General features: G+C 42.8%; 15 protein-coding genes and 3 pseudogenes. 8 read left to right on the top strand and 10 right to left on the bottom strand.

Annotation, left to right across the window (positions count from 1 at the left end; translation table 11 throughout):
- Positions 1-57: 57 nt before the first annotated feature.
- From NSTCB13_RS20575 to NSTCB13_RS20560, 4 genes and pseudogenes are all read right to left on the bottom strand, one after another.
- Positions 58-675 carry an FMN-dependent NADH-azoreductase gene (locus tag NSTCB13_RS20575; RefSeq protein WP_445630997.1) on the bottom strand — a complete coding sequence of 206 codons (618 nt, stop codon included), beginning with the start codon at positions 673-675 and terminating at the stop codon, positions 58-60.
- 148 nt (positions 676-823) lie between these two features.
- Complete coding sequence (gene pyrE / locus NSTCB13_RS20570; RefSeq protein WP_445630998.1) at positions 824-1,405, bottom strand: orotate phosphoribosyltransferase; 582 nt, start codon at positions 1,403-1,405, stop codon at positions 824-826.
- A gap of 34 nt (positions 1,406-1,439) precedes the next feature.
- Entirely contained in the window at positions 1,440-2,342 is a 903-nt protein-coding gene (locus NSTCB13_RS20565) for a DUF3153 domain-containing protein (protein ID WP_448273662.1), read from the bottom strand.
- A 211-nt stretch (positions 2,343-2,553) separates the two neighbouring features.
- Positions 2,554-3,098: pseudogene (locus NSTCB13_RS20560) on the bottom strand (tetratricopeptide repeat protein).
- 170 nt (positions 3,099-3,268) lie between these two features.
- On the opposite strand from NSTCB13_RS20560, the gene NSTCB13_RS20555 reads away from it, so the two are divergent.
- Positions 3,269-3,721, top strand: coding sequence for a hypothetical protein (locus NSTCB13_RS20555; protein WP_448273661.1), 453 nt, complete (start codon positions 3,269-3,271; stop codon positions 3,719-3,721).
- A 71-nt stretch (positions 3,722-3,792) separates the two neighbouring features.
- On the opposite strand, the gene argB is transcribed toward NSTCB13_RS20555, so the two are convergent.
- Positions 3,793-4,689, bottom strand: coding sequence for an acetylglutamate kinase (argB, locus tag NSTCB13_RS20550; protein WP_322692735.1), 897 nt, complete (start codon positions 4,687-4,689; stop codon positions 3,793-3,795).
- 264 nt (positions 4,690-4,953) lie between these two features.
- Between argB and NSTCB13_RS20545 the strand changes: the two genes are divergently transcribed.
- Positions 4,954-5,565, top strand: a complete 612-nt coding sequence (locus tag NSTCB13_RS20545; RefSeq protein ID WP_448273660.1) for a hypothetical protein — start codon at positions 4,954-4,956, stop codon at positions 5,563-5,565.
- Between the two features lie 68 nt (positions 5,566-5,633).
- Entirely contained in the window at positions 5,634-6,236 is a 603-nt protein-coding gene (locus NSTCB13_RS20540; RefSeq protein WP_448273659.1) for a Uma2 family endonuclease, read from the top strand.
- Positions 6,237-6,247: 11 nt separating this feature from the next.
- On the opposite strand, the gene NSTCB13_RS20535 is transcribed toward NSTCB13_RS20540, so the two are convergent.
- Complete coding sequence (locus NSTCB13_RS20535; RefSeq protein WP_448274200.1) at positions 6,248-6,793, bottom strand: shikimate kinase; 546 nt, start codon at positions 6,791-6,793, stop codon at positions 6,248-6,250.
- 935 nt (positions 6,794-7,728) lie between these two features.
- On the opposite strand from NSTCB13_RS20535, the gene NSTCB13_RS20530 reads away from it, so the two are divergent.
- The gene (locus NSTCB13_RS20530) at positions 7,729-7,923 is read left to right on the top strand and encodes a hypothetical protein (protein WP_289797223.1); all 195 of its coding nucleotides are present in this window, start codon (positions 7,729-7,731) and stop codon (positions 7,921-7,923) included.
- Positions 7,924-7,942: 19 nt separating this feature from the next.
- Here the strand turns inward: NSTCB13_RS20530 and NSTCB13_RS20525 are convergent, their stop codons facing one another.
- From NSTCB13_RS20525 to NSTCB13_RS20515, 3 genes are all read right to left on the bottom strand, one after another.
- A complete protein-coding gene (locus NSTCB13_RS20525) occupies positions 7,943-8,644 on the bottom strand; it encodes a LapA family protein (RefSeq protein WP_448274199.1) in 702 nt (233 codons plus the stop codon).
- A gap of 293 nt (positions 8,645-8,937) precedes the next feature.
- Positions 8,938-9,558 carry a flavin prenyltransferase UbiX gene (locus tag NSTCB13_RS20520; protein WP_179065018.1) on the bottom strand — a complete coding sequence of 207 codons (621 nt, stop codon included), beginning with the start codon at positions 9,556-9,558 and terminating at the stop codon, positions 8,938-8,940.
- Between the two features lie 178 nt (positions 9,559-9,736).
- A complete protein-coding gene (locus tag NSTCB13_RS20515) occupies positions 9,737-12,091 on the bottom strand; it encodes a ribonuclease R family protein (protein ID WP_448267584.1) in 2,355 nt (784 codons plus the stop codon).
- A 1,256-nt stretch (positions 12,092-13,347) separates the two neighbouring features.
- On the opposite strand from NSTCB13_RS20515, the gene NSTCB13_RS20510 reads away from it, so the two are divergent.
- Both NSTCB13_RS20510 and NSTCB13_RS20505 read left to right on the top strand, forming a co-directional pair.
- Entirely contained in the window at positions 13,348-14,244 is an 897-nt protein-coding gene (locus NSTCB13_RS20510; RefSeq protein WP_448273658.1) for a hypothetical protein, read from the top strand.
- Between the two features lie 69 nt (positions 14,245-14,313).
- A complete protein-coding gene (locus tag NSTCB13_RS20505) occupies positions 14,314-14,994 on the top strand; it encodes a hypothetical protein (RefSeq protein ID WP_448267582.1) in 681 nt (226 codons plus the stop codon).
- 46 nt (positions 14,995-15,040) lie between these two features.
- On the opposite strand, the pseudogene clpP reads toward NSTCB13_RS20505, so the two are convergent.
- Positions 15,041-15,650 (bottom strand): annotated as a pseudogene (clpP, locus tag NSTCB13_RS20500) (ATP-dependent Clp endopeptidase proteolytic subunit ClpP).
- A 450-nt stretch (positions 15,651-16,100) separates the two neighbouring features.
- Here clpP and NSTCB13_RS20495 point away from each other — a divergent pair.
- A complete protein-coding gene (locus NSTCB13_RS20495; protein WP_322692787.1) occupies positions 16,101-16,283 on the top strand; it encodes a hypothetical protein in 183 nt (60 codons plus the stop codon).
- A gap of 345 nt (positions 16,284-16,628) precedes the next feature.
- A pseudogene (locus tag NSTCB13_RS20490) lies at positions 16,629-18,711 on the top strand (thioredoxin domain-containing protein).
- Positions 18,712-18,757: the final 46 nt, after the last annotated feature.

The raw sequence follows: 18,757 nt of genomic DNA, 5'->3' as shown, positions 1-18,757 counted from the left end.
TCTTCCTTGTCTACCTTGTCTCTTCTTCATACCCAATTCCCAATGCCCCGCATCACATTACCACTGGGCGATCGCATCTTGAATTGCTGCCCTTGCTTCTGATAGAGATTGGGTACGGGCATCACCTTCATTCAGGCTGTTGGCGTTAATAAATTGAATGTCTGTAAGCCCAATAAAGCCGAAAATTGCCCGCAAGTAGGGTTCTTGGAAGTCGTAGGCAAGAAAAGGAGATGTGGCGCTAAAGTCACCGCCGCGAGCTGTGATGATCACTGCTTTTTTGCCTTGGACTAACCCTTTAAAACCTTGAGCATCTAAGGCAACAGTCCGGTTAATACGAACGATTTGGTCGATGTAAGCCTTAAAGGTGGAAGGTATATTGAAGTTATACATTGGCACTCCAAAGACGTAGCGATCGGCTGCCAAAAACTCATCAACCAGTTCGTTAGAAATCCTAAGTGCCTCAGTTAATTCTGGGGTATGGGTTTCTGGTGGTGAAAATGCCGCCGCAATCCAAGCTTCATCAACGTGAGGAACTGGGTGATGCCCTAAATCTCGATAGGCGATCGCATCTTCAGGATGCGCTACTTTCCAAGCACTGACGAATTCCTTAGATAATTCTCTGGAGTGCGATCGTTCACCACGGGGGCTGGAATCAATATGTAGAATCTTTACCACAAATATCTCCTGATTAACAAGGATTTATGCTTTTACTTTTTTTGAATCTTTATTTCAAAGCATTACATCAGATACTAAAAGTAACTAGTTACTAAAGTAAAGTAAAGTATTTTTAGGGCTATTGTCTAAGATATTTTAATTGTGGACTTCAAGACAGTTCCATCCACACCGAAAGCTCTTTCATATCAAATAGAGGAAGTTTTTGAATACCAGCTTTTTCAAGGCTGTTGTCTTCCGTTCTTCCGCGCCAGATTACGCAGAGTACAAAGTCTACGATCGCTCCTTCATTACGCAACGCTTCGGTACTTTTTACAACCTGACCACCTGTTGTAATCACGTCTTCAATGATACACAATTTTTTTCCTTGGATATCAATTCCTTCTGCTATTTTCTCAGTACCGTATTCTTTTTTTGTCTTCCGAACAAAGACAACTGGTAATTCAACTTCTAATGAAATTGCTGTTGCTAAAGGAACTCCCCCTAATTCCAGTCCGGCTAGAATTTCCGTTTCTGGTGGAATCTTTTTTACCATTTCTTTAGCTAACTGCTTCAGTAACAAAGGATTAGATTCAAACTGATATTTATCAAAGTAATGAGAAGATATCTGACCAGAACGTAACCGAAACTCGCCTTTTAAATAGGAAACACGAACAATTTCTTTAGCTAATTCGCTATGACTCATTTTTACAAAAAGCTGGGGAAAAGGTAAAAAAGCCGATGCATTTTCCATCGGCTTCGCTAACAATATTTAACAGATAAATAGTCTACTGTTCTTGGATTGCTGCTGCTTTAGGAGGAAACTGAATTCTGGGATCTGGCATGAAATTATATCTCAAGTACAATCCTCCTGAGACAAACAGGATAATTAACAACCCACCGATACCAAGGGGACTAGGAAGCCAGAAAATAGCTTCTATGTGATTTAGCTCACCAGGCTGGAGTTTCCACACTAATTGATTGCCATTTTTTTCTGGCTCAATTGCAGTTTCAGTTAGTTGAATATTTTTGGCTCCCCAAGGAGTCTTCAAGCTAAATTCCAAATCAAGAATTGAACCAGCATTCGCCAGAACATTACCTTTGCTGGCAATTAGAGAGAGCGATCGCAAATCCAAATCATAAATCAACCGATTGCGGACTAAAAGTAAAAAATCATTCTCCTCCAAGAGGATGTTTGATTCAATTTTCGGCAGTTCTGAGCCAGATTCGCTCTGTACAGACTCAGAGGGTTGATTCGCACGAGAGTTAAAGAATTCGTTGAACTTCTCTTGCAATTCCCTACCACTGCTAAAAGGAATTGTGACGATGATTTCTTCTGGGGAAACTCGCTGTGCTTTACCCTCAAGTTGACGGGCGCGGCGTTCTATGCTCTTTAACCACTCATACACCGAATCGCCGCTAAAACTGGTTAGCCGTTCTCCCAACTTAATATGCTGTACTAGTTCGCCACTATTTGAGTTGGCAAAGTTAAGCCCCACATCGTACTTCACACAGCCAGTCAGTAGCAGAGATGTTAACAGCACGAGCCACAGAATAGGATTTCGGATGGGAAAGACTCGGTTCATTCGATTTCGACCATTCAGTCGTGAGGGCAATTTCATATTTGCCAACACGAAATTAAACGATCTGACTAACCACAAGAAAATCTTTCCGAAAATTGAAGAATTCATAACTATAAATCTCCCCAAAAGTCAACAGATTTTGGATTTTAAATACTTCGACTTCGCTCAGTACAAGTTTTGGATTTTGGATTGACCCCACTGATAAACGGATAAAGCTCAAAAATTTTAAATTTTGGATTTTGGTTCATGCCTCAACCCTTCTGGGTGAAGCATAAACCACAAGAATCTAAAATCCAAAATCCAAAATCCAAAATTATTATCAGCTAGGAGTTCCGGAAAAATTCAACCAAACCAAGTACGAGATGGTTAAACCAATGGCAATTAGCGCCACCCAGATAAAGCGATTATCTCTGGTATTGACCTGACTGAGGTCAACAAATTCTCGCTCGGCAGGTTTTGGCTTTTGCTCCCCAGAAGATTTAGTAGACTTAGCAGGTACAGAAATTTTGAGTTCATTATCGGCTAATGCGCCCAAATCGGGGATTTCGGTCATCCATTCGCTGGGGGTCTTTTCAGCTTTGGTGCTTTTAATATATAAAGCATCCGCCGCGCTTGTTTGCTGATTTCAAAATGGGCATGGCGTTTGAGTCTTTCGCAAAGAGCGATCGCATCATCCGTGCGTCCAGCCGCTTCATAAGCTGTCACTAGATGAATTTCTACTTCGCCCCCAAGACGAGAATTACGAGCTAATAGAGCGCTGGCCTTTTCTAAATTTTCTACGGCTTTGCGGTATTGCCCATTCTCAAAGGCAACTTTCCCAGCCTGGTAGCGGGTTTTAGCAATTTCTAGACTTTCTGTATTCACGTCTTATACAAAAATTAGCACTATTTTCATTTTGCCAATGCCAGCAATCTTTTTAGAATCTTTTCAAAAGCTGGCAATCTGAAAGTGGATAAACTTCTAAAATTTTAAGTAAGTAGCTGCGACTATTTTTTGATTAAAAATTCCGGTATCAAATGCAGGTGAGCAAAATTATGTTGAAAATCAAGCATTCGCAACTGAATTGGCTCTTAGCAGGTATGACTTTAGCAGTGATGGGTGTAAGCATTGCTCCAGCTTCCGCCCAGCGCGCATTCGTGATTGATAGTGGTTATGGAGTCAGGCGATCGCATTCCGCCCAGCGCGCATTCGTGAATGATGGTGGTTATGGAGTCAGGCGATCGTCGCCTTCTGTGGGTTCCTTTATTTATGGTAGTCCGATTCCTACGCCTATGCTTGTAGACCCGACAACAGGACTGATACCACAACGCAATCATTACCGCGATTATTCCTATCCCCAGTTCAGGCAAAACGTGAGAAATTTCACGCCGATCGATCCAACAATTCGAGACTCAACCCTAGTTAATCCAGTAATTATCAATAATTCATGGCCTCGTACACCATTTAGCGGTGGGCGATCGCGAGTTATTATTACCTATCCTCGGTAGAGTAGGGAGATGAGGGGATAATAAGAACTCTTTACTCCTCACTCCTCACTTCTCACTCAGCACTCGGCACTCTAATAGGTAAACTGCGAACCGAGAATCATCGTCCCAATCCCAACATCAGTAAAGATTTCTAGTAACAGGGCGTGGGGAATGCGACCATCGATAATGTGTGCGGCACGGACTCCTTGAGCAAGCGATCGCACACAACAATTCACTTTGGGAATCATCCCACCGCTAACTATACCATCAGCAATCAACTCGCGGGCTTCACGAATATCTACTTTCGGAATCAAAGTAGATTGGTCTTTGTAATCTTTTAAAATTCCACTGGTGTCAGTCAGTAAAATTAACTTTTCTGCCCCTAATGCAGCAGCGATTTCCCCGGCTACGGTATCGGCGTTAATGTTATAAGCTTGTCCCGTTTCGTCTGCGGCGACGCTAGAGACTACCGGAATATAGCCATTGCTAGCGAGGGTTTCCAAAATCTTGATATTCACATTGGTGACTTCCCCCACAAAGCCGATGCCTTCTTCACCTTGGGAACGGGCTGTAAATAGATTACCGTCTTTACCGCAAAGTCCTACAGCCAATCCACCAGCTTGGTTAATCAAGGAGACAATTTCTTTATTAACTCGACCAACTAAAACCATTTCCACCACATCCATTGTGGCGGCATCAGTGACTCGCAGACCATTCTTAAATTGTGGTTCGATGCCCAGCTTATCTAACCAACTGTTAATTTCTGGGCCGCCACCGTGGACTACAATCGGACGCAAGCCCACGCAGGATAAGAATACAATGTCGCGGATAACTTTGTCTTTGAGTGCGCTATCTTTCATTGCTGCGCCACCATATTTGACAACAACAGTGCGACCTGTGAATTGTTGAATATAAGGTAGTGCTTCGCTGAGTACACGTACACGAGTGGCTTCAGCTTGCCTGATGTATTCAGAATCGTTGACCGTCATGAGGAGCCTAACAGAGAGAGTTAAAACCTATGCAGTCAGTGTAGAAGACTTTGTAACTCGTCACAATCTCTGATGCCAAAGTTGAGTATGTTTGTACTATACTAACTCTAATAATTTTCTTGACTTGCCAATGTCAACCAATTGATAGCCTTTTTAAATGCTTATTAGCAAAAGCTTTTAGAATACTAACCAACCAGGCTGGCGAAAAAGGCGATCGCTTGTCAAAATGACCCAGATGTATCTAAGCAGAAAAACAAGGAAGCTATGTGGCCAACCTGTATCAAAAAACTTTCACCTATTGAATATGCTTTAGAAACAGGAGAGCTACCTCAATGGATAAGGCAGGCTTTTAATAGAGAAGGGATCTTTAATGAAGATGAAATGGTCATTCCAATTCGTCCAGTTTCATTTTTAGGTAACTGTAGTACGGATGCATACATTGATTGTCCTAATACCCCTGAACACCACATAGAAAATGCTCGATACAGTAGCGGCTATCTTGGTCAGGTCGGAAAGTATTACTGGTTTGACTTTGATATTTTTGGATCGGATGCTAAGTTAATATCATTGCGTATGGTAGTCAACGAGGGTGATGCTGACTGCAATGATGGCCGTTGGGGAGCAGTTTGGGAACCTAATACAAAAGAGCTTGTTGCGAATATCTTGAGTACTGGTGATAGGGAAACGACTATAAAGGCTGTTTCAGAGAAATACATTCAAATGTATAAGTCTCATAATACTTGGATTCCTCGCCTTTGGAACATGGCGCAGTATGCTAAAGGACTCGAACTAGAAAAGCTCATAGAGTTAGCAATGCAAATTTGTTTCTATCCACAGGCTGAAATTACTGAGACAGGAGTTCGCACAGAGCCATGATAACTAGGTAACTGGAATTAAATATAAAACGGGCTAGAAGAGTATAGCTTTGAAGCTAGGGAATGAAAATGACCACGCTGCTAATTCAAACTGAAAGCACACCCCTAACGGTAAATTTCCCCTGGCTGGTGCAGATGACGAATGAGCAGTTCTACGAATTCTGCCAAGCCAATGGAGATTTACGAATCGAGCGCACTGCTAATGGGGAAGTCATCATTATGCCACCAGCTTTTTCAGATACGGGCAACCGTAACTTTAACATTGCTGCACAGCTTGGGTATTGGACTGAACAAGATGGCACTGGCATAGGCTTTGACTCCAGTACAGGTTTTACACTACCCAATGGAGCGATGCCTTCCCCTGATGCTTCTTGGATTGAACTGGAGCGCTGGAATGCCTTAACAGATTCACAAAAAGCTTCGTTTGCACCAATTTGTCCCAGCTTTGTGATTGAGTTGAGATCCTCTAGCGATCGCTTGATAAAATTACAAGAGAAAATGCAGGAGTACATCGATAACGGTGCATCATTAGGCTGGTTAATCGATCGGCAGAATCGAAAAGTCTACATTTACCGTCCGAATCGAGAAGTTGAAATTTTGGATAATCCCGAAGCAGTTAGTGGCAATCCAGAATTACCAGGGTTTATCCTGCGGATGAGCAAAATTTGGTAATTTGAGTCTTCCTAATGAGAAACAGGTTTTTTCAGCACACTAGGAATTGCCTCAAGTATTCGCTTGGCAACATCTTCAGGTGTATCTCCCTCTCGCTCGATGATGTGCAAATCGGCTTGAGAGTAAAGTGGTGTTCGTTGTTCGAGGAGCGATCGCAACTTAGCTTTAGGATCGGCATCTTGTAGCAGTGGTCTTGTGGTATCCTCAGCTAAACGACTGTAAATTATCTCCACTGGCGTATCTAGCCACACTATCAAGCCGTGGTGCAAGTAACTCCAATTTTCTTGCCGCAATACAATGCCCCCACCAGTTGCTATAGTCAACTTTGTAAAAGCACAAACTTGTGAAAGTACGTCGCTTTCTAACTGGCGAAATCCAGCTTCACCAACTTGCGCAAATAACTGATTGATAGATTTACCTGTTGCTTGGGCAATTACATCATCGGTATCTACAAACCCATAACCCAGTTCTTTTGCTAGTAAGCGCCCTACTGTCGTCTTACCAACGCCCATAATACCAATTAAGTACAGGTTGACTCCTTTTAATAAGCTGCTCACCAGTTGCTTCGCTCCAATTATAAGTTTTGAGTGCTGAGTCACAGTTTTAAATTATAAACTCAACGATTCAATCTAGAACTTAAAAATACGGAGTTTGATATATAATCGCGCAAACTCTAATAGTTTACTACTACGACTTGATGCCGATATTAGTAATTTTCGCAGGCATACAAAAACAAAATAAACCTCAATAAATTTATTTTCAACAGATATCAAAGTTTTTCACTTTGTATATCTCAAATTTACTTATAACTTTTATACAGCAGATTGCAGGTAAGTGAGGTACAGAACCAAAAACTCACAAATCAAATTATTCTTCTCCCTCCAGCAAGAACTGCCCTCTGCCTCCTGCCTCAAAACCAATGATTTTGTACTTCATGTAAACGAAAACTGCTGTAACTTGCAATTAGTTTTAAAATCTGCAAATTCATCTTCTATTTTAAGAGGAACGAAATGACATAATTACCGTTATTAATGTATTTAAAGTAACTTAGGCAGTAAATTAACGATTCTTCTCGGAAATTTCCATCAGTAATAACTGATGAATTTCTTAGGAATGTAGTAATTTTTCGGAAGTAACTAGGTAATTGCTGCATAATAATGCCTATGCTTAACCAAAAAATTAACTTAGCTTGTTTGAAACTTTATCCAAACAATATCTGTCTATCTGAATAATCAGGGTTTTTACTCTGATGGATAATTTTAAGTATACACAATACCGTGTTTCTAACAGCACAGGGTCGTTATTCTAAAAGTTCAGTTATAACAAGACTCGCTCAATTAAATGTTTTTAATAAAGGTGTAAATAATGACTGATTTACCGCGATCGCCCAAAAAAAACTTGCAAAGAAATTGAAGTTTAGACACAAAGACTACTGCATATTCCACCCCAATAAGCCTGAATGAATAAATATAGAATGAATGAGGTGTCAACCATGACTCGAATTCGTGACGTTGTAGAAAGAGCTTTAGCAACTGGTTATTTGACAGTTGAAGCTGAAGATCAACTACGACAACTGTTGACTACTCGATATGACTTGGAAGATTTTAATGCTTTCATGACTTTGCAGGAAGCCGCCATGACTGGTAAGGTCAAGCAGGAGTCTAGAGAGCGGTGTGGCATTAAATAGAGATGTCGCCTGCTACATCTCACCGACGGGGGCGTTTACCATCATCTTCAAAATCATCATCATCCTCAAAAAATTCCCAATCATCATCATCGGCTTGATTGGTAGTTGGCGGCTGGTAAGGGGGGATAATTACTCGGTAATCAGCATCGTAAATTGATTCAGTTTTTCCTACTGCCGTATTTTTTGGCTCGCGGTAGCTGTAGGAATAAACTGAACCAGACCGAGAGCTGCTTTTGGCTTCTGATTGACGTTCGTAAGTTGTTGAGTCTCTAGGTTGTTGAGCCTGAGAATTAGGAATAGATGCTTCTTCTGACTTTTCATCAAAGTTCCAATCATCATCTCTACTGCTATTTGTCTCCCAATCATCAAATTCCTCACTGCTAGGCTCTTCTCTTTTACTAGCTGGTGGTGGAGGATTAGCAGGGCGAGATGTCGGTTCTTGTCTTTGAGTTGCCTTCGCACGACTTGAAGGGGCGGTTGCTCTATTAGAAGTTTGGCGTTGTCCTGCCACAAAATAATTGGATAAATTAAATAAGGTAGCAATCAATATCGATGTGAAAGCACCAGTGGCAGTACTGAACAAAATCCATATCGCTAGTGGTAATGGTTGAGTTCGCACGCCCAAAAATACTAGCGATAGGGCAGGTGAGAAATTTTGGACTAATAACAGCGTTAGTCCTCCCAGTACTGCCACCAATAGAATTAAGCGAATTACAGCCATAGCAATTTTGTCAGTTGTCATTTACTGAAGAGGAAAGGGGGCAGGGGGCAGAAGGCAGGGGACAGGGGGAAAACCTCATAAATAAATTTATTGACCCTAATAGAGCCGAGAATTCCAGAATCTTTCTCCCTCTGCCCCCTGCTCACTACTCCCCTGCCTCTTTGGTCAGTGGTCAGTTATCAGTCTGAATATTATTCGTTAATTACTCTTCACTGACTACTGACACTATCAGCCATCTCTATCATTACCTTTTTAGGACTATTGTGAAATTTACAATAAATCCACTCAGGGTGTTAGCGACGACCTTGCCACCGCTGAATTGGAATACAGTCAATATCTAGTTGATCTAAAGCACGGGCAACTACAAAATCAACTAAATCCTCGATGGTTTGGGGATTGTGATACCAGGCAGGAATAGCGGGGACAACTCTCACTCCAACTTCTGCTAAAGAAGTTAAGTTACGCAGGTGGATGAGGCTAAAAGGCGTTTCACGCGGGACAATAACCAGCTTTCGCCCTTCTTTGAGTTGGACATCCGCTGCCCGTTCTAGTAAATCGGAACTCAAGCCAACTGCTAGCTTTGCTACTGTACTCATGCTGCATGGAATAATCATCATCCCCAGAGTGGCAAAGGAACCGCTGGCAATTCCGGCTCCGACATCGCTCCAAGGATGACACCGGAGTTTACCGGCAAGTGCAACACCAGCTTGCTCTCGCCAGAATTGTTCTTGCCCGGTTGGTTCTGGTGGCATCCGAATTTCCTGTTCTGACTGCCAAACCATGTAAGTTGATTTAGAGGCAACCAATTCAATGCTATACTCCGCTTCTAGCAAAAATTTGATCGCGCGAACAGCGTAAATCAGACCAGATGCGCCCGATACGCCTAAAATTAAAGGTTTGGTGTTATTTGACACGTAATTTGTAGTTTATAAGAGGCAGGGGGCAGGGGGCAGGGGGCAGGGGGAAAGGTACAAACCTCGCCGTAGGCGAAAGCACCGTTGCTCTCATTCTTTCCTTGGTTGAGAGCAACAAGCGTAAGTGGCGTGGTTTTTCTCCCCTGCTCCCTGCTCCCTGCTCCTCTGCTTTTTCACTTTACTCATCCTCAGAGTAAGGATCTAGGTCATCAGGCTCCATATCATTTGGTAAGTAGAGGTCTGAAAGGTCTTCACGGGAATCATTGCCAGTTAAACCTTTGGCAATGCCATCGCTACCGACTGTTACCAAATCAATTTGCTGACGGTAGTAATCGACACTCTTAACTTGGACGGCGACGCGATCGCCTAGTCGATAAGAAGCGCGATTTTTGCGCCCAAATAGTGCTTGTTGTCTGGCGCGATATTCATACCAATCATCTTTGAGAGAACTGACGTGTACTAATCCCTCTACCCGCAAAGGCACACCAGGATTACTGCTGGATTCCACCTCGGCTGCTGGTACTTCAATTTCCACAAAGAAACCGTAGGATTGAACCCCGGTAATCACGCCTTGAAATACCTGACCGATGCGCTGCTTCATCAGTTGGGCTTTTTGCAGTCCGGCTAAATCGGCTTCGGCTTCTTGGACTTCTTTTTCTCGGTCGTTGATTTGGACAATTACCCTGGTCAAATCGCTTTGCAGTTCTTGTTGCAATTCTGGGGGTAAAACGTTCCAGTTAATTTCCTCATGGCTGGAGGAGTGGCGGAGGTTAACGCGCTCTCTGACACGGGTATTGCGGCGATCGCGTCCGTTTTCCAGTAGCGTGTAATACACTCTCTGCATCAGCAAATCTGGGAACCGCCGCAAGGGAGCGCTAAAATGAACATATTGCGGTAGTGCCAGACCAAAGTGAGATCCTTTGGTGGTACTGTATGCAGACGGTTTCAGTGTATCTTGTAATAAGTAAGTAAGAACTTGCTCGGAGGGAGATTCAGCAAAAGCTGTGGTCAAATGTTGGTAATCTAAGGGTTGGATATCAACTTCCGGATCTAATGTGAGGTCAACGCCTAAATTGACCGCCAATTTCAGCATTTCCTGGACATCTTCAACATCAGGTGTGCCTTGGACTCGCCAGATAGCCGGAACACCAAGAGCATTTAAGTGAGTTGCAAACAGTTGATTAACTAATAGCACCAACTCCGTGAGTAGCGATCGCACTGGCAAATCATTCACCACCACAGCGCCTAAAATCCCCTCATCATAATAGGCGTTTTGGCTAGGCGGCAGATTCAACTGGAGGCTACCACGATTTAATCGTACCTGTTTCACGGCTGTTTGCAAGGCTTGGAGGTCTTGCAGGATTTGGAAAACCTGTGATGATTTATCTTCAGCTTCACCTGTGAGAATTGCTTGGGCAAGTTCTGTACTTAGTGCAGTCTCGACGTTAATTACACTGGGTTGAATTTCCCATTCCAGCACTTCTCCCGATTGGGGATCGATAGTAATTAAAAAAGAGATAGTTAAGCGATCGCTCCCAGGTACTAAAGAACAGCGTTCTGCTACAGCTGGGGGCAAGATTGGCAACACCAATTCTCCCAAATACACTGATTTGCCTCGTTTGAGTGCTTCTCTATCTAAGGCTTCGTCAGGTTGGACATAGTGAGAAACATCGGTGATATGAACGCCCAAAAGCCAATTTCCGGCTAAGTTTTTTTCTAAACTAAAAGCGTTTTCTATAATTTTGGTATCGCTATTTACTCCTTCAATCGTGAGAGTAAACAAATTACGTAAATCTAGCCGATTTTTCAGGTCTGCTTTGAGGAGCTTTTTGGGCAACCTCGCAGCTGCTTCTAGAACATTATCTGGAAAAGTCCGGGAAAGGTCGTGTTTGCACGTAACTAAATCTATATCAGCAGCAGCTTCGGCATCACTACCGAGGATTTGCACCACTCGACCAAGGGGAGGATATTGTGCCAACGGGTAACGCAAAACTTCCACATGAACCAAATGATCGATCGCTTCTTCTAACTTTGCCCCGTTAGGTTGAATCTTGAGTTCAAACAGTAAGCGATCGTCTAAAGGCACAGCCCGAAAACCAGTTTCTACTTGCTTAATTCGTGCCAGTAAAGTGTGGTTAGAGCGTTCGAGAATCAACTTCACCTCTCCTTCAGGAGAGCGACGGCGACTGCCTTCTTTCAGAACTCTTACCAAAACGCGATCGCCATTCCAAGCATTACTCAGATGACTTTCGCGGATGTAAATATCCTCGGCTCCTTCCACATCTTGAATAGCAAAGCAAAAGCCTTTACTAGAACAACGGAGTTTTGCCTCGATTATTCCTTCTTCTGAGACACGACGGTACTTGCCCCGTTCTTTTACTAAAATACCGATTTTTTCCAGAACATCTAAGGCAATGTGAAGTTTTTGTAAACTTTTTTCATCTTCACAGCCAAGTTTCTTTTCTAAAACCTTCCGAGCTACCAATTTATCATCGGTGAAATTGGCAAGGAGTGTAGCGATTGAAAATTCCATGCAGTGAACCGACCCTTTGGTCAAAACATCATTTGTTGTTTAATCTGGTTCTTTTCTGTATACTCTCACGGCTTACAGAAACAAGCTGGAAACTAATTGCTCTGAAGCAAGCTTCCTAAGTTCTAAGGAAAGGAAGCCCGACCCAGTAAAAGCGGGAAACTACTCCCGCAGTTCCTTGGCAAAGAAGCCGACCCACGGACAACTCTGGGCGTTTACGAACTTCTCACTGCACGATGCTCTCAGAATTCGCCTGCGTTCAAGTTCCTTCACCTAACCAAACTTAAGATTGCACGCCTGATTAAAATTTAGCCCCGCTAGTTAATTACGCGACGGGTTTTTAAGAAGCTGGGTTTAGAGAATCCATACTGCCCAAAAGCGCTATGCAAGGAAGCCACTGCTGTGAGGTAGCCCCAGTTTTGGCGGTTCCCGTCGATAGCGCAGCGTTAGCGAGTTATCGAGCGTCTGGGGACTGCCGAACCCGGAGGGTCTTTTCCAAGGAGAGACGCTAAAAGCCTTAGCGAGTCTGCGAGCATCTGAGGTCTCCCCAAGTAAAGCAAGTGGCGTGGAAAGTACAGGTGTTTGATTGTCTAGAGAGAAGGTAATTTTACGCCATTAGACTCTGATTTTTAACTAAAAGGAACTGCTGGTGAACCCAATTTTCCCACATGTAGAATCGGTAACAATTAGGTAAGCAGCTTAATAAGCAGCGAGGGCGAACCTTATCTCCATTATTGTAGATTTAGAGCGCACTTCCAGAAAATAGTTCTAGATATAGAGTTGGCTAATCAGTATAGCATTGCAAGCAAGACTACCCAGATAAGTTAGCACTGACCAAAAATTTCGTCAAAAAAGAGCTACTGCTACAATTAGGACATCCAGGCAAGGGACTTCCAATTAAAAAAATAATCAATTACTGTGTAAGCAGGGGAGCAGGGGAGCAGGGGAGCAGGGAGCAGGGAGCAGGGAGCAGGGGAAGAAAGAAGAATATCATTTAAACAAATTGATTAATTTATTCTCTGGAAGTCCCCAAAGCAAGAATATTACCTTGACGGCTCAGAGCAGAAAATTATACCTACTCATTGCCTGCCAAGAAACTGATGATACATAGTAGGCAATTAAAAATGAATAAATACAATATTGGCAGGCAGGAAAGGGTATCGAGTGGATGTAAATTAAAGTAAGGGCAGCCGATCTCGCTTGAATATACAGGCAGTATCAACCCCGTTATTAAAAATATTTAGATTGGTAGCAGTATTATGTTGGCTCAATTCCAGAGCTTGTATCCCAAGGGCAGTTTGATTTCTGAATTAGTGCAAATTTTTCAAGGAAAATATATTGTTCGGGCAAGCGTGCAAATTGAAGGCGTAACCCGTGCTACGGGTATGGCAGCAGCAGAAACAGTAGAAGCAGCAGAAGACCAAGCTAGAAACAGGGCGCTGATAGTTTTGGGTATTACAAACGCGCCACCAGAATCAATCGCGTTGACCTCAAATCCAGTTTCGCCAGCACAGCTAAATCCTGACTTAAATATTAAAGGTGGATTGAATGAGCCTGCTGCTTATTCCTCTGCAAAAAATGAGAATTTTGTTAGTAGTCAGTGGCCAGCAGTCAGCGACAAAGAAATCTCTATACCGCCTTCCAAAGAACGGAACATCAAACCAGAAGTAGTAACAAGTAGTAAGGAACAATACGGGTATAGCAATGCTGCGCCCCTAGCAAGCGATACCTATAGCCAAGATTTAGGTCAAAATCCGATGACTGCCAACCGGGAGCTAGAATTCGATCCTCCAGTTGAGAACTTGGAAATAAACTTTGATAACCAGCCAGAAAATCAAACCTTTCCGGCAATTTCTGCCAACAATGTCACACCATTTACACCCCGGAGTTACAGCCCTCAAGAAAATGCCACTACCCCGTCAGTGACAGGAAAGAGAAAGAAAAAAGCTGAACCAGTTGATTTATCAGATGTAATTGCTAAAACAGATGTCGAACTTCAGCGTTTAAACTGGACACCAGAACAAGGACGGGAGCATCTGATTAAAACCTACGGTAAGCGGGGGCGGACTTTGCTGACTGAAGAAGAATTACACGGATTCCTCAAATACTTACAATCTCAGCCAGACCCCAATAGCAGGATTTTGATTAGTCATTAGTCATTAGTCATTAGTCATTTGTAATGACTAATGACTAATAACATCGGCTCTTGAAACAGTAACGAAGCTATGGAACCTGTGAATTTTTCTGAAGTAATTGCTCAAACAGACGTTGAAATGCAGCGATTAGGCTGGACAACAGACCAAGGACGGGAACATCTGATAAAAAATTATGGGAAGCGATCGCGTACTTTACTGACACAATTAGAATTACTAGACTTCCTCCAATACCTTGAATCTCAACCATTAGATCGAGTTGTGACTGCCAAAATTAATGTTGACATCGAACAGTTATGTTGGACACAACAGCATGGGCAAATTAATGCTGAAATCGAACGGTTATGTTGGATGAAAGAGGAAGAACAGAAGTATGTCATAACAACTTCTAGCAAGCAAAGTCAGAATTCGCCTACCCAAGAAGAATTATTAGAATTACCCAAATATTTAGAATCTCAACCTACAGTAGAATACTCTAGCGTTCTTGATGCAGAATATAAAGAGTTGCAAAATTTCTCTACATACTCAAAAAAATCAAATAAGGTAATTCCCAAAATGTCTTTTGAGGATTTATCAAATGTAATTGCTAAAACTGATGTCGAAATCCAGCGTTTAGGTTGGACACCAGAACAGGGGCGGGAGCATTTGATTAAAACCTACGGTAAGCGCGGGCGGACTTTGCTAACTGAAGAAGAATTACACGAATTTCTCAAATACCTGCAATCTCAGCCAGACCCAAGAGCAGGATTTTGATTAGTCATTAGTCATTAGCAAAAGACTAATGACTAATGACTAATGACTAAACAACAGCAACTGCTGGGCGACTACCAGCGGAGTGACGGTCAATCACTTGGTCAATCAAACCGTAGTCCCTGGCTTCCTCTGGCGACATGAAAAAGTCACGTTCAGTATCTTCAGCAATGCGCTCAATTGGTTGACCTGTATGTTCGGCTAAATAGTCATTTAGCCGCCGCTTATGATAGAGAATTTCCCGCGCCTGAATTTCAATATCAGTCGCCTGTCCTTGAGCGCCGCCTAGAGGTTGATGAATCATAATCCGAGAATGGGGTAGGCTCATCCGTTTACCCTTAGTACCCGCGCTGAGGAGAAAAGCGCCCATACTCGCCGCCAATCCGGTACAAATTGTACAGACATCAGGGCGAATATGTTTCATAGTGTCAAAAATGCCCATACCAGCCGTCACCGAACCACCGGGAGAATTGATGTACATATAAATGTCTTTCTCCGGGGTCTTCAGCATCCAAATACAGCAGTTGGGCAACAATCAAGTTGGCAATATTGTTATCAACTTGTTGTCCCAAAAAGATGATGCGCTCACGTAACAGCCGTGAGTAGATGTCAAAGGCGCGTTCACCTCGACCCGATTGTTCAATAACGATAGGAATCATGGAAGCGTGTTTGTGGCTACTTTAAATACATTTTATCGGTGACAGCCCGAAACTGGGGCTGATCTCTACTATTCCCAGGTAGATATAAGTAAATCTTGGCTATTCTGTCTGATTCAACAAAGGAGCAAAATGTGCTTTTGCAATAGATTCAACCTCCAAGGGCACTTTTTAGCGACAAAAGCTGTCTAAGAAAATATCCCGGTTTAGGGAAGAATAAATCAAAAAACTTCAATTGTCGCCAATCTTATATCTCGGACTTTACTGTACAACCTTGGCGATGTATCGACTAGACCGATAACCGAAATCCGATTTGCTTAGGGAATTATGTTAACGAGCAGTAACATTTTAAACATTTTTTTAGGATTTCCTTCGGCATTTATCAAGTTATTTTTGTTAGATTCGGTAAATCGCGAGTACGAGGTGTATTTAGAATAACCAGTCGCAGTTGAAATGCTATCCATTCACAAGAGACGTGCCATGCTGGAAAAACTTATACAAGCCGCCATCATCACCTTCTTGCTCCATCTGATAGCAGGACTTAGCCCAAATACTTTAATACAAACAAAGACAGCATCACCTGTGCGAGAAACGCCACCAAATATTGTTAGCTTGCTATTGCGATCTTTTCAATAAAAATGTTTCATAAATTGCAGTGGTGTAAGTAAGAAGGCGTACATAAACCTAATTATTAGGGACTGACAAAAAATAAATTATCCTAAATTATTTGTAGATTTGTAGAGGCACAAGGCCTTGTGCCCCTATGTTCGCTGAAAGTCCCTTGTATAACAATAATTAATTGCTTTGTAGTTAGCGCTGACTACAAAACTGCATTTTTTACACCAACTTACTTAGGCGAGATGAAAAACAAAGTAATAATTCGTTCGTTGAGTTTCTTACTTAATGTATATAGCTGTCTTAAGCTAACATTCTTGAGAACGGGGTAGACTGAGCAAAGAAGGCAACTACTGGCATTTGATCATGACTAATCGCCTTGCTGAAGCTAAGAGCCTCTATCTCCGCAAACACGCCGAAAACCCGATTGATTGGTGGCCTTGGTGTGATGAAGCACTTGCAACTGCAAGAGCGCAAAATAAACCGATTTTTCTTTCCATTGGCTATTCTAGTTGCCACTGGTGTACTGTCATGGAAGGCGAGGCTTTTTCTGATATTGCGATCGCTGACTACATGAACAGCAATTATCTTCCGATTAAAGTAGACAGGGAAGAAAGACCAGACCTCGATAGCATCTATATGCAAGCTTTGCAGATGATGAGCGGTCAAGGAGGTTGGCCTTTAAATATTTTTCTTTCCCCAGAAGATTTAGTGCCGTTTTACGCTGGTACTTATTTCCCTGTAGACCCCCGCTATGGTCGTCCGGGATTTTTGCAAGTTTTGCAAGCGCTTCGTCGTTATTACGATACAGAAAAAGCGGACTTACAACAACGTAAAGCCTTAATTGTTGAGTCTCTGCTCACGTCTGCGGTGTTGCAAGACGGTACAACAGATGAGCTTGAAGACCATGAATTACTCCGCCAAGGTTGGGAAACTAGCACAGGTGTAATTACTCCTAGTCAATCTGGCAATAGTTTTCCGATGATTCCCTACACAGAATTAACACTGCGGGGAACTCGATTTAATTTTGAATCTCGTTATGATGGCAAGCAAGTTTGCACCCAACGGGGACTAGACTTAGCGCTGGGGGGCATTTATGACCATGTAGGCGGTGGTTTTCATCGCTATACTGTTGACCCGACTTGGACAGTACCCCACTTTGAAAAGATGCTCTACGACAATGGACAGATTGTCGAGTATCTGGCTTATTTATGGAGTGCAGGAATACAAGAGCCAGCTTTTGAAAGGGCGATCGCTGGTACTGTACAATGGCTGAAGCGGGAAATGACTGCGCCTGAAGGTTACTTCTATGCTGCTCAAGATGCCGACAGCTTCACAGAATCCACGGCTGTAGAACCAGAAGAAGGAGCCTTTTATGTCTGGAGTTACAGCGAACTACAACAACTGTTAACGCCTGAAGAATTAACCCAATTACAACAGCAATTTACGGTGACGCCTAACGGCAACTTTGAAGGACGTAATGTTTTGCAAAGACGCCATTCAGGTCAACTGAGTGCAACGCTGGAAAAGGCACTGAGTAAGCTGTTTACCGCTCGTTACGGCGTTAGTCCTGAATCTCTAGAAACTTTTCCCCCGGCTCGAAACAACCAAGAAGCAAAAACCACTAACTGGCCAGGGTCGCATTCCCTCTGTGACAGATACAAAGATGATTGTCGCCTGGAATAGCTTGATGATTTCTGGGCTAGCTAGGGCTGCTGGGGTTTTTCAACAACCTTTGTACCTGGAATTAGCAGCACGAGCGGCGAATTTTATTTTGGAAAATCAGTTTGTCGATGGGCGTTTCCAGAGACTCAACTATCAAGGAGAACCAACCGTTTTAGCCCAGTCTGAAGATTACGCTTTGTTTGTTAAAGCTCTCTTGGATTTACAAGCTTGCAACCCTGAGCATAAGCAATGGTTAGAAAAAGCGATCGCTATCCAAGATGAATTTAACGAATTTCTCTGGAGTGTAGAATTAGGTGGTTACTATAACACATCAAGCGATTCTAGTCAAGATTTAATTGTTAGAGAGCGCAGTTACGCAGATAATGCTACACCGTCAGCTAATGGAATTGCGATCGCTAACCTTGTCCGTCTCGCCTTACTTACCGATAATCTAGATTATTTGGATTTAGCAGAACTTGGTTTGAAAGCTTTTAGAAGTGTAATGCATCGCGCTCCCCAAGCTTGTCCTAGCTTGTTTACAGCTTTGGATTGGTATCGTAACTCTACCTTGATTCGTAGCACCACTGAGCAAATAAACTCGCTGATCCCCAAGTTTCTACCAACGGCTGTGTTTGCCATAACATCTGATTTACCAGAGGGGAGCGTTGGGTTGGTTTGCCAAGGCTTGAAGTGTCTAGCACCAGCAGAAAGTGTAGAACATTTATTGCAGCAAGTGGAGAAAAGTCAGGTGAGGGCGGGAAATAGTTTTATTTTTCCCAACTAGAATGTTGCCAGCAGGTCATCCACTCCCGATCGTAACTTTCTGCGCG

It is taken from the genome of Nostoc sp. DSM 114160, assembly GCF_053470305.1.
This window is presented reverse-complemented; position numbering and strand designations above follow the sequence as displayed.

Bases quoted from the DNA above. Each gene is read 5' to 3' on its own strand.
- NSTCB13_RS20510 (WP_448273658.1), top strand. From the start codon at position 13,348: ATGTTGGCTCAATTCCAGAGCTTGTATCCCAAGGGCAGTTTGATTTCT.
- NSTCB13_RS20515 (WP_448267584.1), bottom strand. From the start codon at position 12,091: ATGGAATTTTCAATCGCTACACTCCTTGCCAATTTCACCGATGATAAA.
- pyrE (WP_445630998.1), bottom strand. From the start codon at position 1,405: ATGGAAAATGCATCGGCTTTTTTACCTTTTCCCCAGCTTTTTGTAAAA.
- NSTCB13_RS20565 (WP_448273662.1), bottom strand. From the start codon at position 2,342: ATGAATTCTTCAATTTTCGGAAAGATTTTCTTGTGGTTAGTCAGATCG.
- NSTCB13_RS20495 (WP_322692787.1), top strand. From the start codon at position 16,101: ATGCTATCCATTCACAAGAGACGTGCCATGCTGGAAAAACTTATACAA.
- NSTCB13_RS20540 (WP_448273659.1), top strand. From the start codon at position 5,634: ATGACCACGCTGCTAATTCAAACTGAAAGCACACCCCTAACGGTAAAT.
- argB (WP_322692735.1), bottom strand. From the start codon at position 4,689: ATGACGGTCAACGATTCTGAATACATCAGGCAAGCTGAAGCCACTCGT.
- NSTCB13_RS20545 (WP_448273660.1), top strand. From the start codon at position 4,954: ATGTGGCCAACCTGTATCAAAAAACTTTCACCTATTGAATATGCTTTA.
- NSTCB13_RS20505 (WP_448267582.1), top strand. From the start codon at position 14,314: ATGGAACCTGTGAATTTTTCTGAAGTAATTGCTCAAACAGACGTTGAA.
- NSTCB13_RS20530 (WP_289797223.1), top strand. From the start codon at position 7,729: ATGACTCGAATTCGTGACGTTGTAGAAAGAGCTTTAGCAACTGGTTAT.
- NSTCB13_RS20555 (WP_448273661.1), top strand. From the start codon at position 3,269: ATGTTGAAAATCAAGCATTCGCAACTGAATTGGCTCTTAGCAGGTATG.
- NSTCB13_RS20525 (WP_448274199.1), bottom strand. From the start codon at position 8,644: ATGGCTGTAATTCGCTTAATTCTATTGGTGGCAGTACTGGGAGGACTA.